Below are 22,664 nucleotides of genomic sequence, written 5' to 3'. Positions count from 1 at the left end.
GCATGACAACACGAAGCAGGCACTCAATGACGAGAGAGGCTCACCAAATGACCACGACCATTCCCACCGGTATGTCACCCGCGGTCGAACCGCCGGACCCGCGACGGCGCGTCGGCCGCCGAGCGGGCGTCGCACTCTGCGCTGCGCTCAGCCTCGCGCTGCTCGCCCCTTCCGCGGCCGTCGGCTTACCCCTCGCTACTGCAGTGGCGGCAGCACCCGGCGACATCGCCGCCTCCGATGCGGCCGGCGTCACCATCCCCAACCTCGACGATGTGCGGGGCAACATCGCGCTGCCCGTCACAGGAGCCGGCGGATCGACGCTGAGCTGGGCGTCGAACGACGCCTCGGTCATCTCGGCCGACGGCCTCGTCGAGCGGCCCGCTCACGGAGCCGGCGCCGTCACGGTCACACTCGAGGCGACCGCGAGCTTCGATGGCGCCACGGCCACCCATGACTACGTCGTCACCGTCACGCCGCTCCCCGCCGCCGAGCCCTATGCCGCCTACTTCTTCCCCCACTTCGTCGGCGAGTCGACCGACGACGGCGAGGAGATCACCTTCGCCGCGAGCGTCGGCAACGACCCCGAGGAGTGGATGACCCTCAACGACGGCGAGTCGGTGCTCGCGTCGACGCTCGGCGAGCAGGGCCTGCGCGATCCGTTCATCATCCGCTCGCCCGAGGGCGATCGCTTCTTCCTCATCGCGACCGACCTGAAGATCTTCGGCGGCGGCGACTTCGGCACCGCGCAGGAGACCGGGAGTCGCTCGATCATGGTCTGGGAGTCGACCGACCTCGTGAACTGGTCCGACCAGCGCGAGGTCGTCGTCGCCCCCGAGAACGCGGGGAACACCTGGGCGCCCGAAGCGTACTGGGATGACGCTGCAGGGGAGTACGTCGTGTACTGGGCATCGGCGCTCTACCCGGCCGACCTGCCGCCCGAGCAGCGCGATATCTCCACGAGCTACCAGCGCATGATGTACGCCACGACCCGCGACTTCGTCACCTTCTCGGAGCCGCAGGTCTGGATCGACGAGCCGCAGGGCGCCGGCCGGGGCATGATCGATTCCACGGTCGCGCGCCAGGACGGCGTGTACTACCGCCTCACCAAGGACGAGTCGTACATGGGCATGCGCCAGGAGCGCTCGAGCGACCTGCGTCGCACGCAGGGCGTGGCCGAGGGCGACGGCTGGGAGCTGATGGCCGAGCGCATCGGCTTCGGCCAGCCCAACCCATGGGGTGGCACGTTCACGGGCGGCGAGGGCCCGTCGGTCTTCCAGAGCAACACGGATGACACGTGGTACCTGCTGCAGGACCAGCCGTCGTACCACGGCGGCGAGGGCTACATGCTCTTCGAGACCGGCGATCTCGCGAGCGCCGAGTGGACGGCCATGCCCAGCGCCAAACTCCCCGAGAGCCCGCGTCACGGCACGGTGATCCCCGTCACGGCGAGCGAGTACCAGCGCCTGCTCGAGGCATACCAGCCCGACGCGCTCGAGGAGGCGGTCACGGTCGCACCGGTCGAGATCTCGCTCGCGCCCGGCGCGACGCGGCAGCTCGCGGCATCCGTCACGCCCGTCACCGCCGAAGACCGCAGCGTGACCTGGAGCTCGAGCGACGAGTCGGTCGCGACGGTCGACGCGAACGGTCTCGTGACCGCGGTCGCCGACGGCGTCGCGACCATCACGGCGGCCTCCATCCGCGGCACGACCGGGCAGGCCGCGATCACGGTCGCGTCGCCGGCCGCGCCCGAGCTGCCGGAGGACGCATGGGTCGACGAGTTCGACGCCGACACGCTCGGCGACCGGTGGAGCATCACGTCGGAGACGCCGAGCGCGTGGTCGCTCACCGAGAATGCGGGATCGCTCACGCTCCACTCGCAGAACGGCGACACCTACCAGGGCGACAACACGGCCGACAACGTGTTCCTCATCGACGTGCCGGTGGGCGAATTCACCGCATACACGTCGGTCACGGGCGCGGTGTCGACCAACTTCCAGGGCGCCGGCCTCATCGCGATGGCCGACCTCGACAACTATGTTCGGGCCGGGCTGACCAACGTCAGCTTCGCACCCGGCGGGCCGACGGTCATCGAGAACGGCGTCGAGGAGAACGCGATCTACCGCTCGTCGTTCACCGCACGTCCGGGGTCGACGCACGAGTACCTGCGTGTGCAGCGAACCGGCGACGAGATCGTCACGAGCCACTGGACCGGCTTCGAATGGGTCGAGGCCGCCCGCGCAACCGTCGGCTTCGACGTCACCCGGATCGGGCTCTACGCGCTCGCCGCGGGCGGCGCGCCGAGCCACGAGGCCGTGTTCGACTACTTCGCGCTCGTCGCGCCCGAGGGCGCCGACCTCGTGCCCGAGGGGGCGTTCACGCTGAGCCGCGACGGCGACGCGACCCGCCTCGCCGAGGTCGAGGACACGATCCGGTTCGTCGAGGAGCGGCCGTTCGCCGAGCTCGCATTCACGGCCGAGGAGCTCGCCGGCGAGGCATCCGCTCGCCCCATCGCCCTGCGCGATCAGGGTGGCGACCGCCCGGTGGTCGTTCGCGACGGCCGTGTCGTGTTCGGCGGCGACGCCGATGAGCCGACGGCGTTCCGCCTGACGGACGTCGGCGGCGGCAGGATCGCGCTGCGCACGGCGACCGGCGACGCCTACGTCGGTGTCGACGCCGAGGGCCGTCTGGTGGTCGGTGACGATGCGGATGCGGCGCGGCTCGCGGTCGTGCCCGTCGAGATCGCCCAGCACTCCATCGCGATCGACACCGCGGCCGAGCGCACCGACATGAGTGACGACCTCTACGGCATCTTCTACGAGGACATCAACTACGCGGCGGACGGCGGGCTGTACGCCGAACTCGTGCGCAACCGCTCGTTCGAGTTCTCGACCGCCGACAACGTCTCGTTCAACGCGCTCACGGGATGGCAGAAGGTCGAGCGCGGCGCCACCGGCACGATCGCGGTCGGCACCGACCGCGCCCGCTGGCTGAACGACTCGAACCGGGCATCGCTCACGATCACGGCCGGCGCGGCCGGGGTCGGTGTGCGCAACATCGGGTTCAACCGCGGCATCGCGGTCGAGGAGGGCGAGAGCTACGACTTCTCGGTGTGGACGCGCTCGGCGATCGCGCAGGACCTCACGGTCGCGGTCGAGAGCGCCGACGGCGCGACCCGATATGCGATGGGCACCGTCTCGATCGCGGGCGACGACACCTGGCGTCAGGCCGAGGTGCGGCTCACCGCGAACGCGACGACCGACGCCGGTCGGCTGGTCGTGCTCACGGGTGCGGCGGGGTCGGTGCAGCTCGACATGGTCTCGCTGTTCCCGGTGGACACATGGGTGGGGCCGGTCAACGGCCCGAGCGTGCTCCGCAAGGACCTCGCCGAGAAGGTCGCCGAGCTCGACCCGAGCTTCCTCCGGTTCCCGGGCGGATGCGTCACCAACGTCGGCACGTTCGACACCTACCTCGAGTCCGACGGTCAGGACCGTCAGCGCACCTTCCAATGGAAGGAGACCATCGGACCGGTCGAGGAGCGGCCGACGAACTTCAACTTCTGGGGCTACAACCAGTCGTACGGCATCGGATACCTCGAGTACATGATGTGGGCCGAGGACCTCGGCGCGACGCCGCTGCCTGTCGTGTCGGTCGGCGCCAATGGCTGCGGCAGCAACATTCCCGAGATGACGGATGACGCGCGCATCGCCCGCTGGGTGCAGGACACGGTGGACCTCATCGAGTTCGCGACCGGCGACGTGACGACCGAGTGGGGAGCGAAGCGCGCCGAGCTGGGACATCCGGAGCCGTTCGACCTGCGCTACATCGGCCTCGGCAACGAGGAGAACACCGATACGTTCCAGGCGAACTTCCCGAAGTTCCGCGACGCGATCGCCGCCGCCTACCCCGAGATCACGATCATCTCGAACTCGGGGCCCGATGACACGGGCGCGCGCTTCGACGAACTCTGGGAGTTCAACCGGGCGCAGGGCGTCGACCTGGTCGACGAGCACTACTACAACGACCCGCAGTGGTTCCTCCAGAACTCGGAGCGGTACGACGCGTACGACCGCGAGGGCCCGCACGTCTTCCTCGGCGAGTACGCCTCGCGGGGCAACACGTTCGGCAACGCGCTCGCCGAGGCGGCGTACATGACGGGCCTGGAGCGCAACTCCGACCTCGTCGAGCTCGCCTCCTACGCGCCGATGTTCGCCAACGAGGACCACGTGCAGTGGGCCCCCGACATGATGTGGTTCGACAACGACGAGTCGTGGGGGTCGGTGAACTACTACACGCAGCAGATGTTCATGACGAACGTCGGCGACGCGGTGGTGCCGTCGACTCACACCGAGTCCCGGCCCGCGCACGCGCTCGACGGCGGCGTGTTCCTGTCGACGTGGCGCACGAGCGCGGCCTACGACGACGTGCGGGTGACCTCGAACGCCACCGGCGACGTGCTGCACACCCAGACGTTCGATTCCGGCACCGACTGGTCGCCGGCTTCGGGCACCTGGACGGTGCAGGGCGGGGAGTACGTGCAGTCGTCGACCTCGGTGCAGGATGCCCGGGCGCTCGCGCCCGACGCATACGCGCAGGACTGGTCGAACTACACCCTCGAGCTCGACGCGCGCAAGCTCGCCGGGTCCGAGGGCTTCCTCATCGGCTTCGCGGCCGGTGGTGCCAACGACTACTACTGGTGGAACCTCGGCGGCTGGAACAACAGCCGTTCGGTGCTGCAACACGCAAGCGGCGGGTCGGCCAACGAGGTCGCGGCGGTCGAGAACCGGTCCATCCAAACGGGTCGCGATTACGCGGTGAAGGTGGTCGTCGAGGGCTCGACGATCGAGCTCTACCTCGACGGCGTGCTGCAGCTGCGCTACACCGAGCCGAGCGCGAAGGGCCTCTACCAGGTCGTGACCCATGACGAGCAGACGGGCGACACGGTGCTGAAGGTCGTCAACCCGACGGGCGCCACCGCGCGCACGGCGGTGTCGGTGACCGGCGGCATGGTCGTCGACGACGACGTCGCGGTGACCGAGATGGTCGGCGTGCCGGGCGATGTGAACACCAAGGCCGACCCCGAGCACCTCGTTCCGGTCGACCGCGAGTGGGATGGCGGCGCGAACGAGTTCACGTACGACTTCCCCGCGTACTCGATCACGTTCCTCTCGCTCTCCGAGCACGTGCCGACGTGCGAGGTGGGCTACGTCGTCGAGGGCAACTCGAAGAAGGCGTTCGACGCGACGCTCACTATCTCGAACACCGGCGACGAGCCCATCGACGGATGGGAGCTCGGCTTCGAGTTCGACGGCTCGCAGACCGTCCGCAACGGCCGCGACGCGTTCTGGTCGCAGGACGGCGCGTCGGTGACCGCGACGAACCTGCCGTGGAACGGGCGCATCGAGCCGGGCGCGAGCATCGAGGTCGGCTTCAACGGACGCCTGAACGGAGGCGGGAACGAGCCTCCCACTGCGTTCTGGCTGAACGGCGACGGGTGCGGCTCGGGCGGGTAGTCCCAGGTTGACGCGGATGCCTCGGGGTCGTCGACTCCGAGGCATCCGTCGTCATGTGGAGGATCCGCCGACCTGTGGAGGATCCGCCGACCTGTGTGCGCCGGCTCGCGCGCTCGTCAGGCGCTCGCCGCCGCCGAGTAGTCGGGCAGCTGCTGCAGGGTCCAACGATTGCCGTCGGGATCGCTCAGCGTGATGAACCGTCCCCACGCCTGATCGTCGACGCCCTCGGCCTCGACGCCCTTCGCGCGCAGGTCGGCGAGCACGGCGTCGGCATCGGGGATCACGACCTGGATCGAGTCCTGCTGCCCCGGCTTCAGGCTGCCGCCGATGCCCTCGCCGAAGGCGATCGAGCACGCCGAGCCGGGTGGCGTGAGTTGCACGAAGCGCAGGTTCTCGTTGACCCGCTGGTCGTGGTCGGCGTTGAAGCCGAGCTTCTCGACGTAGAACGCCTTCGCGCGGTCGACGTCGGTGACGGGCACGAAGATGAGTTCGATCTTCCAGTCCATGGTGCGCTCCTCGTAGGGTGTTCGGCACGATCCGTCTCATCGAATCGCCCTGCGATCAGTCTCGCCAAGCATGCGGCCAGTTCCTGTCCGCTTCGAGATCGACCGACGGATGCCACGGCTCGCGCCGTGACATCCGCCGGCCCTGCTCTTCGTCCCGTGATGGCCCTGCTCTTCGTCCCGTGACGGCGCGGTGGAAGGATGGAGCCCATGGCATTGCACATCACCGGAGATCCCGCGGCCGACGAGCTGCTCAGCACCGACGCGTTCGCCCTGCTCACCGGCATGCTGCTCGACCAGCAGGTCGCGATGGAGACCGCGTTCGCCGGACCACTCAAGATCAGGCAGCGCCTCGGCGCGATCAATCCCGAGGCCGTCGCCGGCGACGACCCCGAGCACTTCGCCGAGCTGTTCAAGCAGACCCCTGCCGTGCACCGGTTCCCGGGCTCGATGGCGGGTCGGGTGCAGGCGCTCGCGCAGGCGGTCGTCGACGAGTGGGGTGGCGACGCCGCCGCGATCTGGCAGAAGGGCGATCCCGACGGCGCCGAGGTGCTGAAGCGACTCAAGGCCCTGCCCGGATTCGGCGAACAGAAGGCGAAGATCTTCCTGGCGTTGCTCGGCAAGCAGCTCGGCGTCGCGGCGGCCGGCTGGCGTGAGGCGGCCGGCGCCTACGGCGAAGACGGCAGCCACTACTCGGTCGCCGACATCGTCGACCCCGAGTCGCTCGCCAGGGTGCGCGCCACGAAGCAGGCGGCGAAGGCCGCGGCCAAGGCCGCGAAGTCCTGACCCGCTCGGCCGCCGGGTTCTGACCCCGCTCCGCGGCCGAGGGATCCTGATCCCGCTCCGGCCACCGCAGGGCGGGCCCGACCAGTGCAGGAACTTCTGCGCGACATGCCGTGCTGGCGGGGGCCCGACACGCCGCCGAGCCCCGAGTTCTTCCTGTCGGGGCTCTCGACACACAGGCCGCGCCGGCACTCGACCCGCGCGGCGGATTCAGCCGACAAGGAACTCAGCGATGGCGAGCGCCATCGAGTGCGGCTCGAACGCGTGGTTTTCGGCTGGGACCACGCGTGACTGCGCGTTCGGCATCGATGCGACGACGGATGCCGCTGCCGAGGTCATGATCGGCAGAGTCTGCTCGCCCACCATCACGAGGGTCGGCGCGGTGATGCCGCGCCACAGCTCGGCGCGCGGTGCCGACTGCGACCAGGCGAGTGACTCGGCGTCGGCCTCGAGGCTGGGGGCGACGTCGAGCATCGTCGGCCAGGCGGGACTCTGCTTCGCACCCTCGAGCCATTCGGGCGGCATGTCGGCCATGTACGTCTCGAGGGTGCCGGTGCGGTCGCCCGCCGCGATGCGCTCGCGCAGTTCCGCGAGGAACACCGCACCCTCGTTGCCGCCTTCGGGGTCGAGCGGCACCTCGAAGAGCGCCAACTTCGACACGGGCAGGCCGGCCGCCGCGGCGGCGAGGGCGATCGACGCCCCCGACGAGGAGCCGAACAGCGCGACCGCGTCGTCGGTGCCATCGAGCACGACGTCGATGAGCGCCCGCAGGTCGCCGATGGTCTGCGCGAGCGTGATCGGCGCCTCGGCGGGGCTCTCGCCGCGGCCGCGTCGGTCGAAGTTGACGACGTCGAAGCCGTGGCTCGCGAGCAGTGCCGCCATCTCGGCGGTCGTCGGGTCGAAGGCGCGGAACTGCATGGCGGCGGCGATGAGGATCACCGGCGGGCCGGAGCCCTGACGGTCGTACGCGATGCGCGTGCCGTCGGCGGATGTCACGTACTCGATCATCGGGCTCCCTTGCTCGCGTGCTCGCGGTCAGGCTACGCCGCTGCGCCGACGACCTCCACCGACGGGCACCGGAATTCGATAGCAAGGATTGTTACCGTGTGACATCTTCATGGCCAATGTGCGGTCAGGGCTTGCCAGATCAGTCAACGGCCGTCAAGATACTCGTTGATACCGCTAACAATTCATCGACATCCGCTCGATGGAACGGCAACCGCCCCGTGAGGGGCGATGACTCGGAGCCAAGGATGCCTTCACCAGGACTCATCGACCGACTCGGCAAGATCGGACTCGCGAGCGTGCTCGCGGCCGGTGCCATGTTCCCCCTCGCGGCAGCCCCGGCGGCGGCCGCGACGACCACCGGGGCGGCGACCGCCGCCCCGGCCGCCCTCGACTCGGGCCTCGCCGACGCACAGCACCTGCTGCGCTCGGGCACGCTCGACGTGGTCGTCTCGGCCGCGTTCCCGCAGGTCGTCAGCTACACGCATCGTGCGACGGATGCCTCGCTGGCCGGCAATCCCGCCGTGCTGTCGCAGCTGACCGTGAACGACACCGTGCAACCCGTGACGGTGACGTCGGGTGTCGTCGACGAGACATCCGTCGACTACGTGATCACGCCGACGAACCTCGACGGCGTCGTCATCGAGGCCCGCCTGAGTCTCGACGGCGAGGTCGTGACCCTCGCGGCGACGAAGATCACCGACCCTGACGCGATCGTGAAGTCCCTGCGGATCCCCGGGCACAACCTCGTGTCGGTGTCATCGGCCGAGGCCGGGGCATCCGTCGCCGTGGCGAACCTGTCGGTGAACCGCAACGTCTCGGGCGACGCGTTCATCCCGGTGACGCCCGCGACCCCGCTCGACGCGGCCCCCAAGGGATCGAACGCGATCATCGCGAACACGTCGCAGCTCGCCGCGGCGTTCGCGACCAACGCGCTCTACGACACCTCGAGCGGCCCGTCGAACAAGGACTCGGGCAACTTCTTCCGCCAGGCCGTCGCCGACGGCGCCGGCGGCGTGCAGGTCGGCATCTCGAGCGGGCCGTGGCTCTACCGCGCCGACCGCGCGACCACGACCGAAGAGCTGCCGTGGGTGAAGGTCGCGATCACGGCCGACGCCAACGGCGACGACACGGTCGACTGGCAGGACGGCGCGATCGCGATGCGCGACATCCGCGTCGCCCCGTTCAAGGGCGACGAGACGCCCGACAATGTCGTCACCCACATCCCGTTCAACTTCGCATCGCAGGCCACGCACCCGTTCCTGCGCACGCTCGACGACGTGAAGCGCATCTCGCTCGCCACCGACGGCCTCGGCCAGGTCGCGATGCTGAAGGGCTACACGAGTGAGGGTCATGACTCGGCGAACACCGACTACGGCGACAACTTCAACGAGCGCGCCGGCGGACTCGACGACCTGAACACCCTCGCCGAGAAGGGCGAGCAGTGGAACGCCTCGTTCGGTGTGCACGTGAACGCCACCGAGATCTACCCTGAGGCCAAGTCGTTCTCAGACGCACTCGCGAATGAGAACAGCAAGGGCTGGAACTGGCTCGACCAGTCCTATTACATGGACCAGCGCGAGGACATCGTGTCGGGCACGCTCGATGAGCGCATCGGCGAACTCGCGGATGCCACGAACGACAACCTCGACTTCGTCTACGTCGACGTGTACTACGAGCACGGCTGGCTCGCCCAGAAGATCCAGGACTCGCTCGTCGGTCACGGGTTCCGTGTCGGCTCCGAGTGGGCCGACAAGCTCAGCGAGAACAACACGTGGTCGCACTGGGCGAACGACGAGAAGTACGGCGGCACCGACAACAAGGGCGTCAACTCGCAGATCCTGCGGTTCGTGAACAACTCGCAGGCCGATGTGTGGAACCCCGACGCGAAGCTCGGCGCGACGCACATCATCGAATTCGAGGGCTGGACGGGCCAGAAGGACTTCGACGGCTTCCTGCGGAACGTGTGGGTGGCGAACCTGCCCGCGAAGTTCCTGCAGCACGAGGAGATCATGCGCTGGACTCCGGCGCAGATCGACCTCACCAGCGGTGTCAGCGTCACCGGCGCGACGGCCGCCGAGCGGCACATCACTGTGGGCGGCGACACGGTGCTGCAGGGCGGCACCTACCTGCTGCCGTGGGCGTCGAAGGACGGCACGAAGGTCGACAAGCTCTATCACTACAACCCCGCGGGCGGGTCGACGACGTGGTCGCTGACCGACGAGTTCGCCGGCGCGGCGTCGCTGCAACTGTTCGAGCTCACCGACACGGGTCGCGAGAAGGTGGCGGATGTCCCGGTGGTGAACGGCCAGGTCACGATCGAAGCGGATGCCTCGCAGGCGTACGTGCTGACGACGGGCACGAAGTCGACCGAGGCGAGCGCGCTGCCGAAGGCAGCGAAGTTCGGCGACAAGTCGGGTGTCGTCGATCCCGGCTTCAACGCGGGATCGCTCGAGGCGTGGAACCCGACGGGTGGCGCCGCTCCGCTGCGCGACAACCTGGGTCGCCGGTTCGCCCAGCTCGGCGCCGAGGCGTCGTCGATCAGCCAGCGCCTCGGCGGCCTCGAGGCGGGCACCTACTCGGTGAGTGCGTTCGTCGAGGTGCAGCCCGGGAAGACGCGACCGACCACCCTCGCGGTGACGGTTCCCGGAGGGTCATCCGAATCGGTGACGATCGACTCGTCGGGCGCGACCAACTACGTCGCCGCCGACGACAAGAACGGCACCAACCTGCAGCGCCTGCGCGTGCTCGTCGACGTGCCCGAGGGCGGTGCCCGGCCGACGCTGACGATCTCGTCGGAGGCAGGCGACGCCCGGGTGCTCATCGACGACGTGCGCATCGTCGAGACGAGCCGGGCCGACCTGGCCGACGGTGCGGTCTACGCCGAGGACTTCGAAGACGTCGACCTCGGCTGGGGCCCCTTCATCAAGGGCAACGCCGGTGGATCGACCGACCCGCGCACCCACCTCGCGGGCCGCAACGAGCCGTTCACGCAGTCTGGCTGGAACGGTCGCACGTTCGACATGGTGCTCGACGGCGACTGGTCGCTGATGGCGCATGAAGAGAACCGGGGCCTCGTGTACCGCACGTCGGAGTACACGATCCCGTTCGAACCCGGGCACTCGTACCGCGTCTCGTTCGACTACCAGAGCTCGAAGGCGGGGGAGTACGCCTGGGTCACCGGCTACGACCGCGCTGCCGGGCCGATCGTGACGCGGTCGACGGCGATCGGCGAGGTCACCGAGACCGAGCGGTTCGAGCAGACCGTCGATGCGAGCTTCTGCGGCGACACCTTCGTCGGCCTGCAGCGGCTCGGCTCGGCGGCGGGCGCCGACGTGATCGTCGACAACCTGCTCGTCGAGGACCTCGGCGAGTCGAGCACGATCGCGGCCTGCGCGACGCTGGCCGGCGACCTCACGCCCGACGTGATCGAGCAGGGCAAGACGCAGGAGTTCGTGACGACGTTCACGTCCGACGAATCCGCGCCGATCGCCGACGTGTCGGTCGAGCTCGAGGTGCCCGAGGGGTGGACGGCCGTGGCGCGCGACGCGTCGACCGCGGCCAACCTGCCCGTCCGCGGCACGCTCACCACGCACTGGGATGTCGTGGCGCCCGCAACCGCCGACGGCTCGTACGACTTCGTCGCGACGGCCGGGTACACGACGACCACCGAGCCGATCGGCGACCGCACCGTGACCTCGACGACCGCGGTGCGTACACTGCCCGGGCCGCCGCAGGCCGACGTGTTCGCGAGCGACCACCCCTGGGTGAGCGCGACGAACGGCTGGGGTCCGGTCGAGCGCGACCGCGCCAACGGCGAACAGGGTGAGGGCGACGGCCCGGCGCTGACACTGAACGGCGTCGTCTACGAGAAGGGGCTCGGCGCCCACGCGCCGAGCACGGTGCGCTACTACGTCGGCGGCTACTGCACGGCGTTCACCGCCTCGGTCGGCATCGACGACGTGCAGCGCACGCGCGGCTCGGTCGTGTTCAGCGTCGTCGCCGACGGCCGCACGGTCGTGACGTCGCCGGTGCTCGGGCCGAACTCGGCGACCTTCGCGATCGACGCCGACATCTCGGGCGCGCAGTACGTCGAACTCGTCGCCGGCACCACGCCCGACGGCAACGGCAACGACCACGCCGACTGGGCGAACGCCAAGTTCGAGTGCTCCGACACGCCTGGCGAGCCCGGCGATCCCGAGGTGCCCACCGGGTCGGTGTTCGTGAGCGACCTGCCCTTCGTCTCGTCGACGAACGGGTGGGGTCCGGTCGAGCGCGACCAGTCGAACGGCGAGGATGTCGCGGGCGACGGGTTTCCGTTGACGATCGGCGGGGTCTCGTTCGCGAAGGGTCTCGGCACGCACGCCGACTCGAACGTGAAGCTCGCGCTCGCCGGCGCATGCTCGGTGTTCACGGCGACCGTCGGACTCGACGACTCGCACGATGTGAAGCAGAACGGCGACGTCATCTTCATCGTGAAGGGCGACGGCGTCGAACTGACCCGCACGGGCGTCATCGGGTGGAACGACCCTGGGGTGGCATTGAACGTGGATGTCTCGGGCGTCGAGTCGCTCGAGCTCATCGTCGACCGCAACGCCGACGACGCCGGCGACGACCACGCGGATTGGGGGAACGCGAAGCTCACCTGCGCGTGATGACGGGGGAGTGAAGGGCTGAAGGCCGGCGGGGTGGTGGACCCCGCCGGCCTTCGGCGTTCGCGGCACGTGCCCCGATGTCAGTGGGTGGTGGCATCGTGAGAGGTACAACACCACATATAGGGGTCGAGCGGTTTTCGAGGCCCGAGGGCTCGTGGCAGCGACACGCCGCGACACGCCCGGCGGTACTCCACAGGTGAAGAGATTCAGTTCTTCTCGGGTGTGGATAACTTCGGCGGCACCCGCGGAAACAGGCCGATCCACGCGACATCCGTTGTTCACAACCAGTGGATAACGCGGTGGATAACTACACTGATGTAACTACATCATGTTGTGGCAGTCGAGTTCGGTGAACACTAGATGTAGTATTAGAAGTCCAGAAACACACACCGGGGGATGGCCCTGAACAGGGCAGAGAACGAGGGGAAAACCATGACGGTCACGGTCTACACCAAGCCTTCTTGCGTGCAGTGCAACGCGACGTATCGCGCCCTCGACAGCAAGGGCATCGAGTACGAAGTGCTCGACCTGTCTGTCGATGAGAACGCCCTCGCGCAGGTCAAAGAGCTCGGGTACCTGCAGGCCCCGGTCGTCATCACCGATGAAGGTCACTGGTCGGGCTTTCGCCCCGACAAGATCGACGAACTGGCTTCCCGGTTGGCGTGAGTCGGGTCTCGGGTCTCGATACGCGCCGGCTTCGCCGCCGCGACTCGACCACCGACGAGGTGCACCATGACGAACCTGGTCTACTTCTCGAGCGTCTCGGGCAATACGCAGCGCTTCATCGAGAAACTGGGCCGCTCGGCGACCCGCATCCCGCTGTATGCGCGTGAGCAGCAGTTGCACGTCGACGAGCCCTATGTGCTCGTCCTGCCGACCTACGGCGGCGGCGACGGCAAAGGCGCCGTGCCGAAGCAGGTCATCCGCTTCCTGAACGATCCCGAGAATCGCTCGTACATCCGCGGCGTCATCAGCGCGGGCAACACCAACTTCGGTACGGCCTTCGGCCTCGCCGGCGATGTCATCGCCGCGAAATGCCACGTGCCGCACCTCTACCGCTTCGAAGTATTCGGAACCCCAGACGACGTTCGCGCCGTCAACGATGGATTGGACGCATTTTGGTTACAACAGGCACAGCGGCAAACGCAACCGCATCTGACGGCGTAGCGCTCATGGACGCCCCGCGCGTGGCCAGTGGCATGGACTACCACTCGCTCAACGCGATGCTGAACCTCTACGGCGCGAACGGCGAGATCCAGTTCGAGAAAGACCGCGAGGCGGCGCGCGAGTACTTCCTGCAGCACGTCAACCAGAACACGGTCTTCTTCCACTCGCTGAAAGAGCGACTCGACTACCTCGTCGAGAAGGAGTACTACGAGCCCGAGGTGCTCGCGCAGTACGACTTCGCCTTCATCCAGAAACTCAACGACCTGGCCTATTCGAAGAAGTTCCGCTTCGAGACGTTCCTCGGCGCGTTCAAGTACTACACGAGCTACACGCTGAAGACGTTCGACGGCAAGCGGTACCTCGAGCGCTTCGAAGACCGCGTCGTGATGACCGCGCTCGGGCTCGCCCAGGGCGACGAGCAGCTCGCGATCGACCTGGTCGAAGAAATCATCGGCGGGCGCTTCCAGCCGGCCACGCCCACGTTCCTCAACACGGGCAAGGCGCAGCGCGGCGAGCTCGTCAGCTGCTTCCTGCTGCGCATCGAAGACAACATGGAGTCGATCTCGCGCGGCATCAACTCGTCGCTGCAGCTGTCGAAGCGCGGTGGCGGCGTGGCGCTGCTGCTCAGCAACATCCGCGAGTCGGGCGCACCGATCAAGCAGATCGAGAACCAGTCATCGGGCATCATCCCCGTCATGAAGCTGCTCGAAGACAGCTTCAGCTACGCCAACCAGCTCGGCGCACGCCAGGGTGCCGGCGCGGTCTACCTCAGCGCGCACCACCCCGACATCATGCGGTTCCTCGACACGAAGCGCGAGAACGCCGACGAGAAGATCCGCATCAAGACGCTGTCGCTCGGCGTCGTCGTGCCCGACATCACGTTCGAGCTCGCCAAGAACAACGAAGACATGTACCTCTTCTCGCCGTACGACGTCGAGAAGGTCTACGGCAAGCCGTTCGGCGACGTGCCCATCACCGAGAACTATCGCGAGATGGTCGACAACCCGCGCATCAAGAAGACGAAGATCAACGCGCGCGAGTTCTTCCAGACGATCGCCGAGATCCAGTTCGAGAGCGGCTACCCCTACATCGTGTTCGAAGACACGGTGAACAAGGCGAACCCCATCAAGGGCCGCATCAACATGTCGAACCTGTGCTCGGAGATCCTGCAGGTGAACACCCCGACGACGTACAACGAAGACCTCTCGTACGACGCCATCGGCAAAGACATCAGCTGCAACCTCGGTTCGCTGAACATCGCCCTCACGATGGACGGCCCCGACTTCGGCAAGACCGTCGAGACCGCCATCCGCGGCCTCACCTCGGTGTCGAACCAGAGCCACATCTCGTCGGTGCGCTCGATCGAAGACGGCAACGACAAGTCGCACGCCATCGGCCTCGGCCAGATGAACCTGCACGGCTACCTCGCCCGCGAGCGCATCTTCTACGGCAGCGAAGAGGGCATCGACTTCACGAACATCTACTTCTACACGGTGCTGTTCCACGCGCTGCGCGCGTCGAACCGCATCTCGATCGAGCGCGGCGAGACGTTCGAGGGCTTCGAGGATTCGAAGTACGCGAGCGGCGAATTCTTCGACAAGTACACGGATGCCCCGTGGGTGCCCGCGACCGCGAAGGTCACGCAGCTCTTCGCCGACGCCGGGGTGCACATCCCGACACAAGAGGACTGGCGCGAGCTCGCGGCATCCGTCACGCAGCACGGAATCTACAACCAGAACCTGCAGGCCGTGCCGCCCACCGGGTCGATCTCGTACATCAACAACTCGACGGCGTCGATCCACCCGATCGCGTCGAAGATCGAGATCCGCAAGGAAGGCAAGCTCGGTCGCGTGTACTACCCGGCGGCGTTCATGACGAACGACAACCTCGAGTACTACCAGGACGCCTACGAGATCGGCTACGAGAAGGTCATCGACACCTACGCCGCGGCGACGCAGCACGTCGACCAGGGCCTCTCGCTCACGCTCTTCTTCAAGGACACGGCGACGACCCGCGACATCAACCGGGCGCAGATCTACGCGTGGAAGAAGGGGATCAAGACGATCTACTACATCCGCCTGCGGCAGATGGCGCTCGAGGGCACCGAGCTCGATATGTGCGTCAGCTGCACGCTATGAGGATGTTTCACCTTTCGCGGGTTGAGGAGGCGCGCGGCGCCGTCTCGAAACCCGGCCTCCAGAAGCATTCGCACGCGACATCCGCCTAGAAGGACTGACAGACATGACTCTCACCGACCCGGTCAACTCGGCCAAGAACGACCCTGCGCACACCGGCGGAAAGCTGAAGCTGGTCAGCCACGTCAACGCGATCAACTGGAACAAGATCCAGGACGACAAGGACCTCGAGGTCTGGAACCGCTTGGTGAACAACTTCTGGTTGCCCGAGAAGGTGCCGCTGTCGAACGACATCCAGTCGTGGAACACGCTGACGGCTGAAGAGCAGACGCTCACGATGCGCGTGTTCACCGGCCTCACCCTGCTCGACACGATCCAGGGCACGGTCGGCGCGGTCTCGCTGATCCCCGACTCGATCACGCCGCACGAAGAGGCGGTGTACACGAACATCGCGTTCATGGAGTCGGTGCACGCGAAGAGCTACTCGTCGATCTTCTCGACGCTGTGCTCGACGAAGGACATCGACGACGCGTTCCGCTGGTCGGTCGAGAACGAGAACCTTCAGAAGAAGGCCGCGATCGTCATGGAGTACTACCGGGGCGACTCGGCGCTGAAGCGCAAGGTCGCCTCGACGCTGCTCGAGTCGTTCCTGTTCTACTCGGGCTTCTACCTGCCCATGTACTGGTCGTCACGGGCGAAGCTCACCAACACGGCCGACCTGATCAGGTTGATCATTCGCGACGAGGCCGTGCACGGGTACTACATCGGCTACAAGTTCCAGAAGGGGCTCGAGCAGGTGTCGCAGGCCGAGCGCGACGACCTGAAGGACTACACGTTCTCGCTGCTCTACGAGCTCTACGACAACGAGGTGCAGTACACGCAGGACCTCTACGACGGCGTCGGCCTGACCGAAGACGTCAAGAAGTTCCTGCACTACAACGCCAACAAGGCCCTCATGAACCTCGGCTACGAACCGATGTTCCCGAAGACCGTCACCGACGTGAACCCGGCGATCCTCTCGGCGCTCTCGCCGAATGCGGATGAGAACCACGACTTCTTCTCGGGGTCGGGGTCGAGCTACGTGATCGGCAAGGCGGTCGTGACTGAGGATGAGGACTGGGACTTCTAGGTTCGTTTAGTCAAGAAGCAAGGGGAATGGGCGACGGATGGGTTACGACGAACGGATACTATTGGCGGCGCAAAGCGGGCTGACGGCGATAGGTGACCACCTTGCTGCTCCGTGAGTATTTGTACGTGGATACTGACAAGGTTCGTGGTTTGGCGGGACAGCTCTACGATGGCGTTCCCGAGAGGGCGACCAACGTCGCCGCTCGACAGAAGAGCCTTGGGTTCGACGCACGAGTGATCAAGGGCGACATCGGCAAGAGCGATCAGGATTCAATCGAACGCAGTTTGGCCGACTCGGTTTTCAAGGATCTGGAGGCTGACCTTGAAGCGTTAGGGCTGCTGACGGATGTATCTGAGTTGTTGGCTCAGCTCGATCAGTGGGACGACATCGATACAATCGCGCGGCCGGGGAGGATCATTCGGCTGTCGGCGCCGGCCACTCTCTTCCATCCATCGCAAATGTCCGAAGCGATGGTCGGCATGGCAACTGCCGCGATGGGGCTTGGAAGTATTGGAATAGCGGACAGTGAAAGCGAGCCGCCTCGCCCCGTTCCACCGAGTGCAAAGTCCACTGCTCAGAAGAAGGCCGAACGTGATGCTCGTGACGCGGGCAAGTCTGAGCGGCGTTACCCAGAAGACGAATTGCCGACTGTGGAAGTGATTCCGCTGATGGGAATTCCGCGAGGCACGCTGGCGGGAATGATCCAGGTCGTCCGCGGAGTGTTCGGCGAGGGCGTTCACCTTCACGGCCGTCCCGCTGGCCCGGAGGGCCCAGTTGTGTCAGCACGTCTTGAGTCCGGGCGCCGCTTCTTGGACAGCTCGCCGGAGGTTCTGCTTTCGCGATATGGACTTGGGGAGCAAGAATGGACCGTCGTTGGAGTAGTAGGGCAGCTCGGAAGCCGTGTGTTACCCGGACAGGTTGACGACGTTACGAACTCTGACGGGTCGGTAAACCGCGCGAAGCTGGTCGATGTCGTGGGCACCTTTCTCGGGTCCGCCGCAGGTCTAGTGGATCTGCCGCAGGCTCCAGGGTTCTCCATCGTTCCATTGGCCGTCTACAGATTGATCGGCGAGCCGCTTGCGCCGATTGAGGGCTAGGTACTCGTCTGCTCCGACGAGTGAGTGAGCTCTGGACAAGGAAGTGAAGTACACGCAAGGTCTGCAATTGCGCACTCCCGGAAGCACGTGCAATACCCCCTTTCTGGGCAATGAAACTCCTTCGCGCCGCGCCAACTGCTCGATAGCGTATTGATCGCTGACTTATCACCGAGGGGGATGGAATGGCGGGCGCGACTGCAGAGCAACTGCTTGAGGTGCACACGGAGAAGGGATGGCGGTCAAGGTTCGTAGACGTCTCGGATCTGCTCGACATCCTCCGTGACTGCATCATCGCTGACGATTACACGATCCCCGACGACTTGAACAATGCGCTCATTCTCACGGATCGAGGGAACTCGCTCAAGAGCCGGCTGATTCGAAAGGAGGAAGTCCCAGCGAAGGAAGCTCATCTGATGTGTGCCCTGGTCCTAGGCCACGATGAATTGTTTGTTGACGTGAGTGCAACTGAGATCGACGCCCTCACTGCGTCGATCGGTCGGCAGATCAAGAATCGGCAGATCCGTTTCCCGTTCATCTACTCGCGTGATCTGTACGACGCGTTCGCCGACCAGTTCGAAGAGGAGAAGGACTCGATCTCGACAGAGGAGACGATCAAGCTGCTGGACAAGATTCCCGCGGGAGTCTTTCAGTACGGGCGGTTTGTGATCGGGCCTAGCGGTATCAGCCAGTCGCCTTTTCAGAGGGCATTGCGGTTCTCGAAACGTGTACCCGCGTTTCACTGCTCGGACCCAGTTTGTCGTGATCTGCATTCGGTCGTGCTCACTACCGGCTACAAGGCTGGCATCAACGCTCAGCGCGACAAGCTTGAGCAGCTGCTCGAGTCAAGCTCTGAACCAGCGGCGGACTGGTCCGGTCTTGCAATGGAGATCAACCGCATCACGGATAGTCATTTTGGGAACCACTGGCACGCACCAGTAGTGACGCTGCTCGGCGACTGCTTGAGCATCGACGAGCTTCGAATGGTTCTCAGTTCGCAAGGGGAGTCAGCCGACAATCTGGCTCGACCTCGTGCGCTTGAGGTCGCGCTCCTTCGAAGTGACAAAGCGCTTGTTGCTGCCCTCGATCAACTCGTGCAGGCGGGCGATATCAAAGTTCCGACCGGGGAGATACGCGCACCGATCTCGACTGCCCACCTCAGATCCGGTGCGTTTCGGCTGCGACCGCAGCTCGGCGAGCGTGGTGTCCGGTCGGTATCCGGAGACCCGGGGCTCCCGACGCTGCGTGAGCGAGAGCTCGTCAAGCAGCTGTATCTCGCTGAGAACGAGCAAGAACGTCATGAGCTTGACTGGCAGTTGCGCTCACTCGATGGGGTTTCCTTGGAGGTGAGGCTCGATGACTACATTCGAACGCGCACGCCCGCGGAAGCCTTGACACGACTTGTTCTCGCGAGGTCGAGCAGCGCGATCGCGGCAAGTGAGATCGCTGGTCTCGGTGACCTTGAAGGAGTATCTGACGATGAGCTGATCGCGCGCCTCACCTGGAAACTTGGTTTCGACCTGGATGGGGCGGAGGATGCACACGCCCCGTTCTGGCGTCAGCATGAAAAGCTCTCGGCAATCGTTCAAAGCTGGCTCGGGGCGGGGCCCGGCGACGCGGACGAGTTCAAGGGGCAAGCGAGCACCTACTTCTCCACCTTGGAAGGGGTTCTCGAGGAGACGCTGGCATTCGCAGCCTGGGCCCTCCTGCGCGATCACATTAACGCGCCCCGGCCCTTCAGCTATGACAATGAAGCTGACCGAACCAGAGGGCTAGAACTCCTTCAAGATGCCTATGCAGAGTGGACTGCGAAGCGACCAAAAGAGACACTGCGGTTTACTGGTCGACTCACGATGTTTACTCTAGCCCGGGGTTTCGGCGTTCTCTCTGAGGCGCTCGGGGCCGTCCGCGCCGCTCCGGACGCCCTCCTTCGGAACCGGCAGGACTTCCCGGACTACGCCACCCGCAGTGCTCTGCAGCGTTTCCCGTTCGAATCAACGGTCCCATTCCTTGACCTTGCCGAACATAGCCAAGAGCGCATTATAGAAGGCTTGAGGGAAGTCGAACGAACGCTGGACCCTCTAGTTCTATCGAGAGTTCGAAATGATTACTCTCACTACCGCCGAACTTCCCCCGAACTTGCTGGCATGGAGGCAACGCTTGAAGCAGTCGGGCGGGGTGTCCGTGCGATTGAGAACCTGGGCTTTGGGCTAAACCTGTGCCAGCCCTCGTCGGAGACTACGGATAGGTGGGGCCGGCGGCGAGTGGATTTTGTCGGGCCGAGGAGCCTGAGGCACACCTTTGCCCGCCCTTCAAGTCTCGACTGGGTTGGCCTGCCGTCATTACGGAAACCACAGTATCTAGTGCGTGCAGCGGCTTTCGATGATGCGAACGAGGTGCTCCGATTTACGCGTCAGTACGAGAGCGAGTTCTCGCGAATGTGGGACAACTACCCGAGGCCGCGCAAGAAAGCGCCGCCGACTGTCGACGGCACCGCAGAAGGATCAGCTGATGGTTAGCGATCGCGTTTGCCGATGCGCTGTGACCATTGGGGCGACGAGGCCGTCGGTGCTATGGCGGCTGCCCGTAGCGCTTAATACGTGAGTACATCACGAGCATTCGCAGTGGATCACGTCCGCGTTCACGGATCAATTGACGAGAGGTTGCCCTCCTGACGACGGGCAGGGACATACCACGAGGCATCCGCCCCTTCGTCGTCACAGCGTTCGGGTGTACGAGACGGGCTTCTGGCTGAGGTCGTTGCAACGCGTGGGCGAGCGAGGCTGCTCCGAGCCGACGACATTCCGCCGGCGACGGCCTGCATATAAGTTATACCGCGATCAACCAACATAAGTTATTCTGAGGATTGACAGATCAACTTATGTGGAGGTGGGTTGGATGGATCGCGTGACGGCTGACCGAGCGATCGACCTGCTCATCGCATCAGGCGTCGACGTCGACGTGCAGGGTGCCTTCATAGTCGACCTCCTCTTGGACGGACGGCGACCAGTCGAGATGAAAGTCCGACAAGCGCCGGCAACACCGTCGCAGATCGCTCGCGACCTCCGTCAATCGGAAGGCGGACGGCTGCTGTACGTGGTGCCGCGGCTGACTCCCACGTTGAGAAGCGCCGCGGCGGAGTGGGGTTTCGCCGTCGTCGCAGTCGATGACGGAGTCGTGCTGATCGGCGGTCAAGAGTTCCGGCCGTTGGCGGCGGTCGCAACCACACCGACCCTGCCCAAGTCCTCCCGTCGGACGCCGTGGGGGAGGTTCGCGCTCTTGCGAGCGCTGTGCCGCACCCGCGAACCTCGAACGCAAGCGCAGTTGGCAGAAGAAGTCGGCATCACCCAGGCGGCCGTGTCCCAGTCCCTGTCGAAGCTCGGTGAGCTCGTGGCGAGAGAATCCTCTGGATGGTCGGCTGCGAAAGTGCGACCCCTGGCCGAGAAGTTCCTGGCCGAGTACCCCGGTGCCGGCGGCATCGGAGTCAACTGGTTCGCCCTGGACTCGGTGAACGCCCAAGCGGAGAAGGTGCTGTCTGCAGGCCGCGCGGAGAATGCGATCCTGTCGGGCGACGTCGGCGCCGACCGGATCGCACCGTGGCGCGTTCCCACGAAAGCGATCATCTACGCAGACTCGGGGCTCGACCTAGCCAAGGTGGGTTTCGCGCGCACACTGGCCGAACGGGCAACGCTCGAGCTACGGGTGCCGGCGGACCCGACCTTGTGGTCGACGGCCAACGCGTATGCCGGCGGGCAACGCCCATCGACGGCCGACCCGTTGATCGTGGCGCACGATGTTCTGCGCACTGGGGGTTCCGACGCCGATGAAGCGGTCGAGCACGTAGTGAAACAGCTGACTCGCGAATGGGGTGAGCGGTGATCCGCCGTCCCGCAGTCACAGCGTCGACGTCGAACGCTGACGACAGCGCGTACCGTGCACTCCACGACGTTGTGATTGCGACCGAGGACATCGATGATGCACGCGTCGTGGGCGGCCAGATGGTCGGGCTCCTGCTCGCCGCATTTCCGACAGCAGCCGCGATCATCCGCAGGACCGCCGACGCTGATGCAGCCGTCTCCACCCAAGTGGCCGCGTCGGGGGCGCTGCATGCCGCATTCGCCCGGGCCGGATACGAGCCGAAACGCGGGAACCGGTACGAGGCTCAAGACGGCCGGGCGATCGATGTCCTCGTCCCGAGCGACAACCGATTCGGTCAGGTCGAGCTCGGAGGGCGCGGATTCGATGCTGTGCCCGGTCTGCGCCTGGTTCTGGCGGCCGATCCGATCCTCCTCGACCTCGATGTGACGCTCACGGATGAGACGCGGTTGCAGCTCACCGTCAAGGTGCCGAGTGTCGAACTCGCCCTTGTTCTCAAGACCCTGAGCTACAGCTCGCGGCACGCGCCCAAAGACCTCGTCGACATTCATAACCTCCTGCAGATCGCCCGCCGGCATGGAGCGGACGAGATCGGCGGGTGGCGGATCGACAAGCCCGAACTGCGGGGGTCGCGAGGCGACGCACAGCGCGAGTTGCATCAGCTCGCAGCCACAGCACATCGGAATCTGACGCTGAACGCATCCGGCGTCCGACCGGAGGTGCTGGTCGCGTTGATCCGGGCGAAGGTAGGGCAACCGCGCACGTAAACCCAACGGCTCGGCAGTTTCGACTTGCCGCTGCCGACGC

At 65.8% G+C, this 22,664-nt stretch carries 13 protein-coding genes; 11 read left to right on the top strand and 2 right to left on the bottom strand.

Going from position 1 to position 22,664, the window contains the following annotated elements; translation table 11 throughout:
- Positions 1-47: 47 nt before the first annotated feature.
- Positions 48-5,510: an alpha-L-arabinofuranosidase family protein gene (locus LSF15_RS08605; protein ID WP_232498114.1), complete on the top strand. Its 5,463-nt coding sequence runs from the start codon at positions 48-50 to the stop codon at positions 5,508-5,510.
- Positions 5,511-5,626: 116 nt separating this feature from the next.
- Here the strand turns inward: LSF15_RS08605 and LSF15_RS08600 are convergent, their stop codons facing one another.
- A complete protein-coding gene (locus tag LSF15_RS08600; RefSeq protein ID WP_232498113.1) occupies positions 5,627-6,016 on the bottom strand; it encodes a glyoxalase superfamily protein in 390 nt (129 codons plus the stop codon).
- A 207-nt stretch (positions 6,017-6,223) separates the two neighbouring features.
- Here LSF15_RS08600 and LSF15_RS08595 point away from each other — a divergent pair, with 207 nt between their 5' ends.
- Entirely contained in the window at positions 6,224-6,799 is a 576-nt protein-coding gene (locus LSF15_RS08595; protein ID WP_232498112.1) for an HhH-GPD-type base excision DNA repair protein, read from the top strand.
- A gap of 207 nt (positions 6,800-7,006) precedes the next feature.
- Here the strand turns inward: LSF15_RS08595 and LSF15_RS08590 are convergent, their stop codons facing one another.
- Positions 7,007-7,804 (bottom strand): alpha/beta fold hydrolase, encoded by a 798-nt coding sequence (locus tag LSF15_RS08590; RefSeq protein WP_232498111.1) that lies wholly within the window; start codon positions 7,802-7,804, stop codon positions 7,007-7,009.
- 245 nt (positions 7,805-8,049) lie between these two features.
- Between LSF15_RS08590 and LSF15_RS08585 the strand changes: the two genes are divergently transcribed.
- The 9 genes from LSF15_RS08585 to LSF15_RS08545 all read left to right on the top strand — a co-directional run bounded on the left by LSF15_RS08585 (position 8,050) and on the right by LSF15_RS08545 (position 22,624).
- Positions 8,050-12,456, top strand: a complete 4,407-nt coding sequence (locus LSF15_RS08585) for an endo-alpha-N-acetylgalactosaminidase family protein (RefSeq protein ID WP_232498110.1) — start codon at positions 8,050-8,052, stop codon at positions 12,454-12,456.
- A 432-nt stretch (positions 12,457-12,888) separates the two neighbouring features.
- A complete protein-coding gene (nrdH, locus tag LSF15_RS08580; RefSeq protein ID WP_026481845.1) occupies positions 12,889-13,122 on the top strand; it encodes a glutaredoxin-like protein NrdH in 234 nt (77 codons plus the stop codon).
- Positions 13,123-13,188: 66 nt separating this feature from the next.
- Positions 13,189-13,623, top strand: coding sequence for a class Ib ribonucleoside-diphosphate reductase assembly flavoprotein NrdI (gene nrdI, locus LSF15_RS08575; RefSeq protein ID WP_232498109.1), 435 nt, complete (start codon positions 13,189-13,191; stop codon positions 13,621-13,623).
- A 5-nt stretch (positions 13,624-13,628) separates the two neighbouring features.
- Positions 13,629-15,761, top strand: a complete 2,133-nt coding sequence (gene nrdE / locus LSF15_RS08570; RefSeq protein ID WP_232498108.1) for a class 1b ribonucleoside-diphosphate reductase subunit alpha — start codon at positions 13,629-13,631, stop codon at positions 15,759-15,761.
- Positions 15,762-15,864: 103 nt separating this feature from the next.
- Entirely contained in the window at positions 15,865-16,887 is a 1,023-nt protein-coding gene (gene nrdF / locus LSF15_RS08565; RefSeq protein ID WP_232498107.1) for a class 1b ribonucleoside-diphosphate reductase subunit beta, read from the top strand.
- Between the two features lie 92 nt (positions 16,888-16,979).
- Entirely contained in the window at positions 16,980-17,984 is a 1,005-nt protein-coding gene (locus tag LSF15_RS08560) for a DUF6414 family protein (RefSeq protein ID WP_425546091.1), read from the top strand.
- A gap of 182 nt (positions 17,985-18,166) precedes the next feature.
- Positions 18,167-20,500 carry a hypothetical protein gene (locus LSF15_RS08555; protein ID WP_232498105.1) on the top strand — a complete coding sequence of 778 codons (2,334 nt, stop codon included), beginning with the start codon at positions 18,167-18,169 and terminating at the stop codon, positions 20,498-20,500.
- Between the two features lie 379 nt (positions 20,501-20,879).
- Positions 20,880-21,860 (top strand): ArsR family transcriptional regulator, encoded by a 981-nt coding sequence (locus LSF15_RS08550; RefSeq protein WP_232498104.1) that lies wholly within the window; start codon positions 20,880-20,882, stop codon positions 21,858-21,860.
- 368 nt (positions 21,861-22,228) lie between these two features.
- Complete coding sequence (locus LSF15_RS08545) at positions 22,229-22,624, top strand: hypothetical protein (RefSeq protein ID WP_232498103.1); 396 nt, start codon at positions 22,229-22,231, stop codon at positions 22,622-22,624.
- Positions 22,625-22,664 lie beyond the last annotated feature (40 nt).

The organism is Agromyces humatus, from assembly GCF_021228295.1.
In the GTDB taxonomy this organism is placed as follows: Bacteria; Actinomycetota; Actinomycetes; order Actinomycetales; family Microbacteriaceae; genus Agromyces; species Agromyces humatus.
The sequence above is the reverse complement of the archived record's forward strand: the minus strand, read 5'-3'. Positions and strand labels throughout refer to the sequence as shown.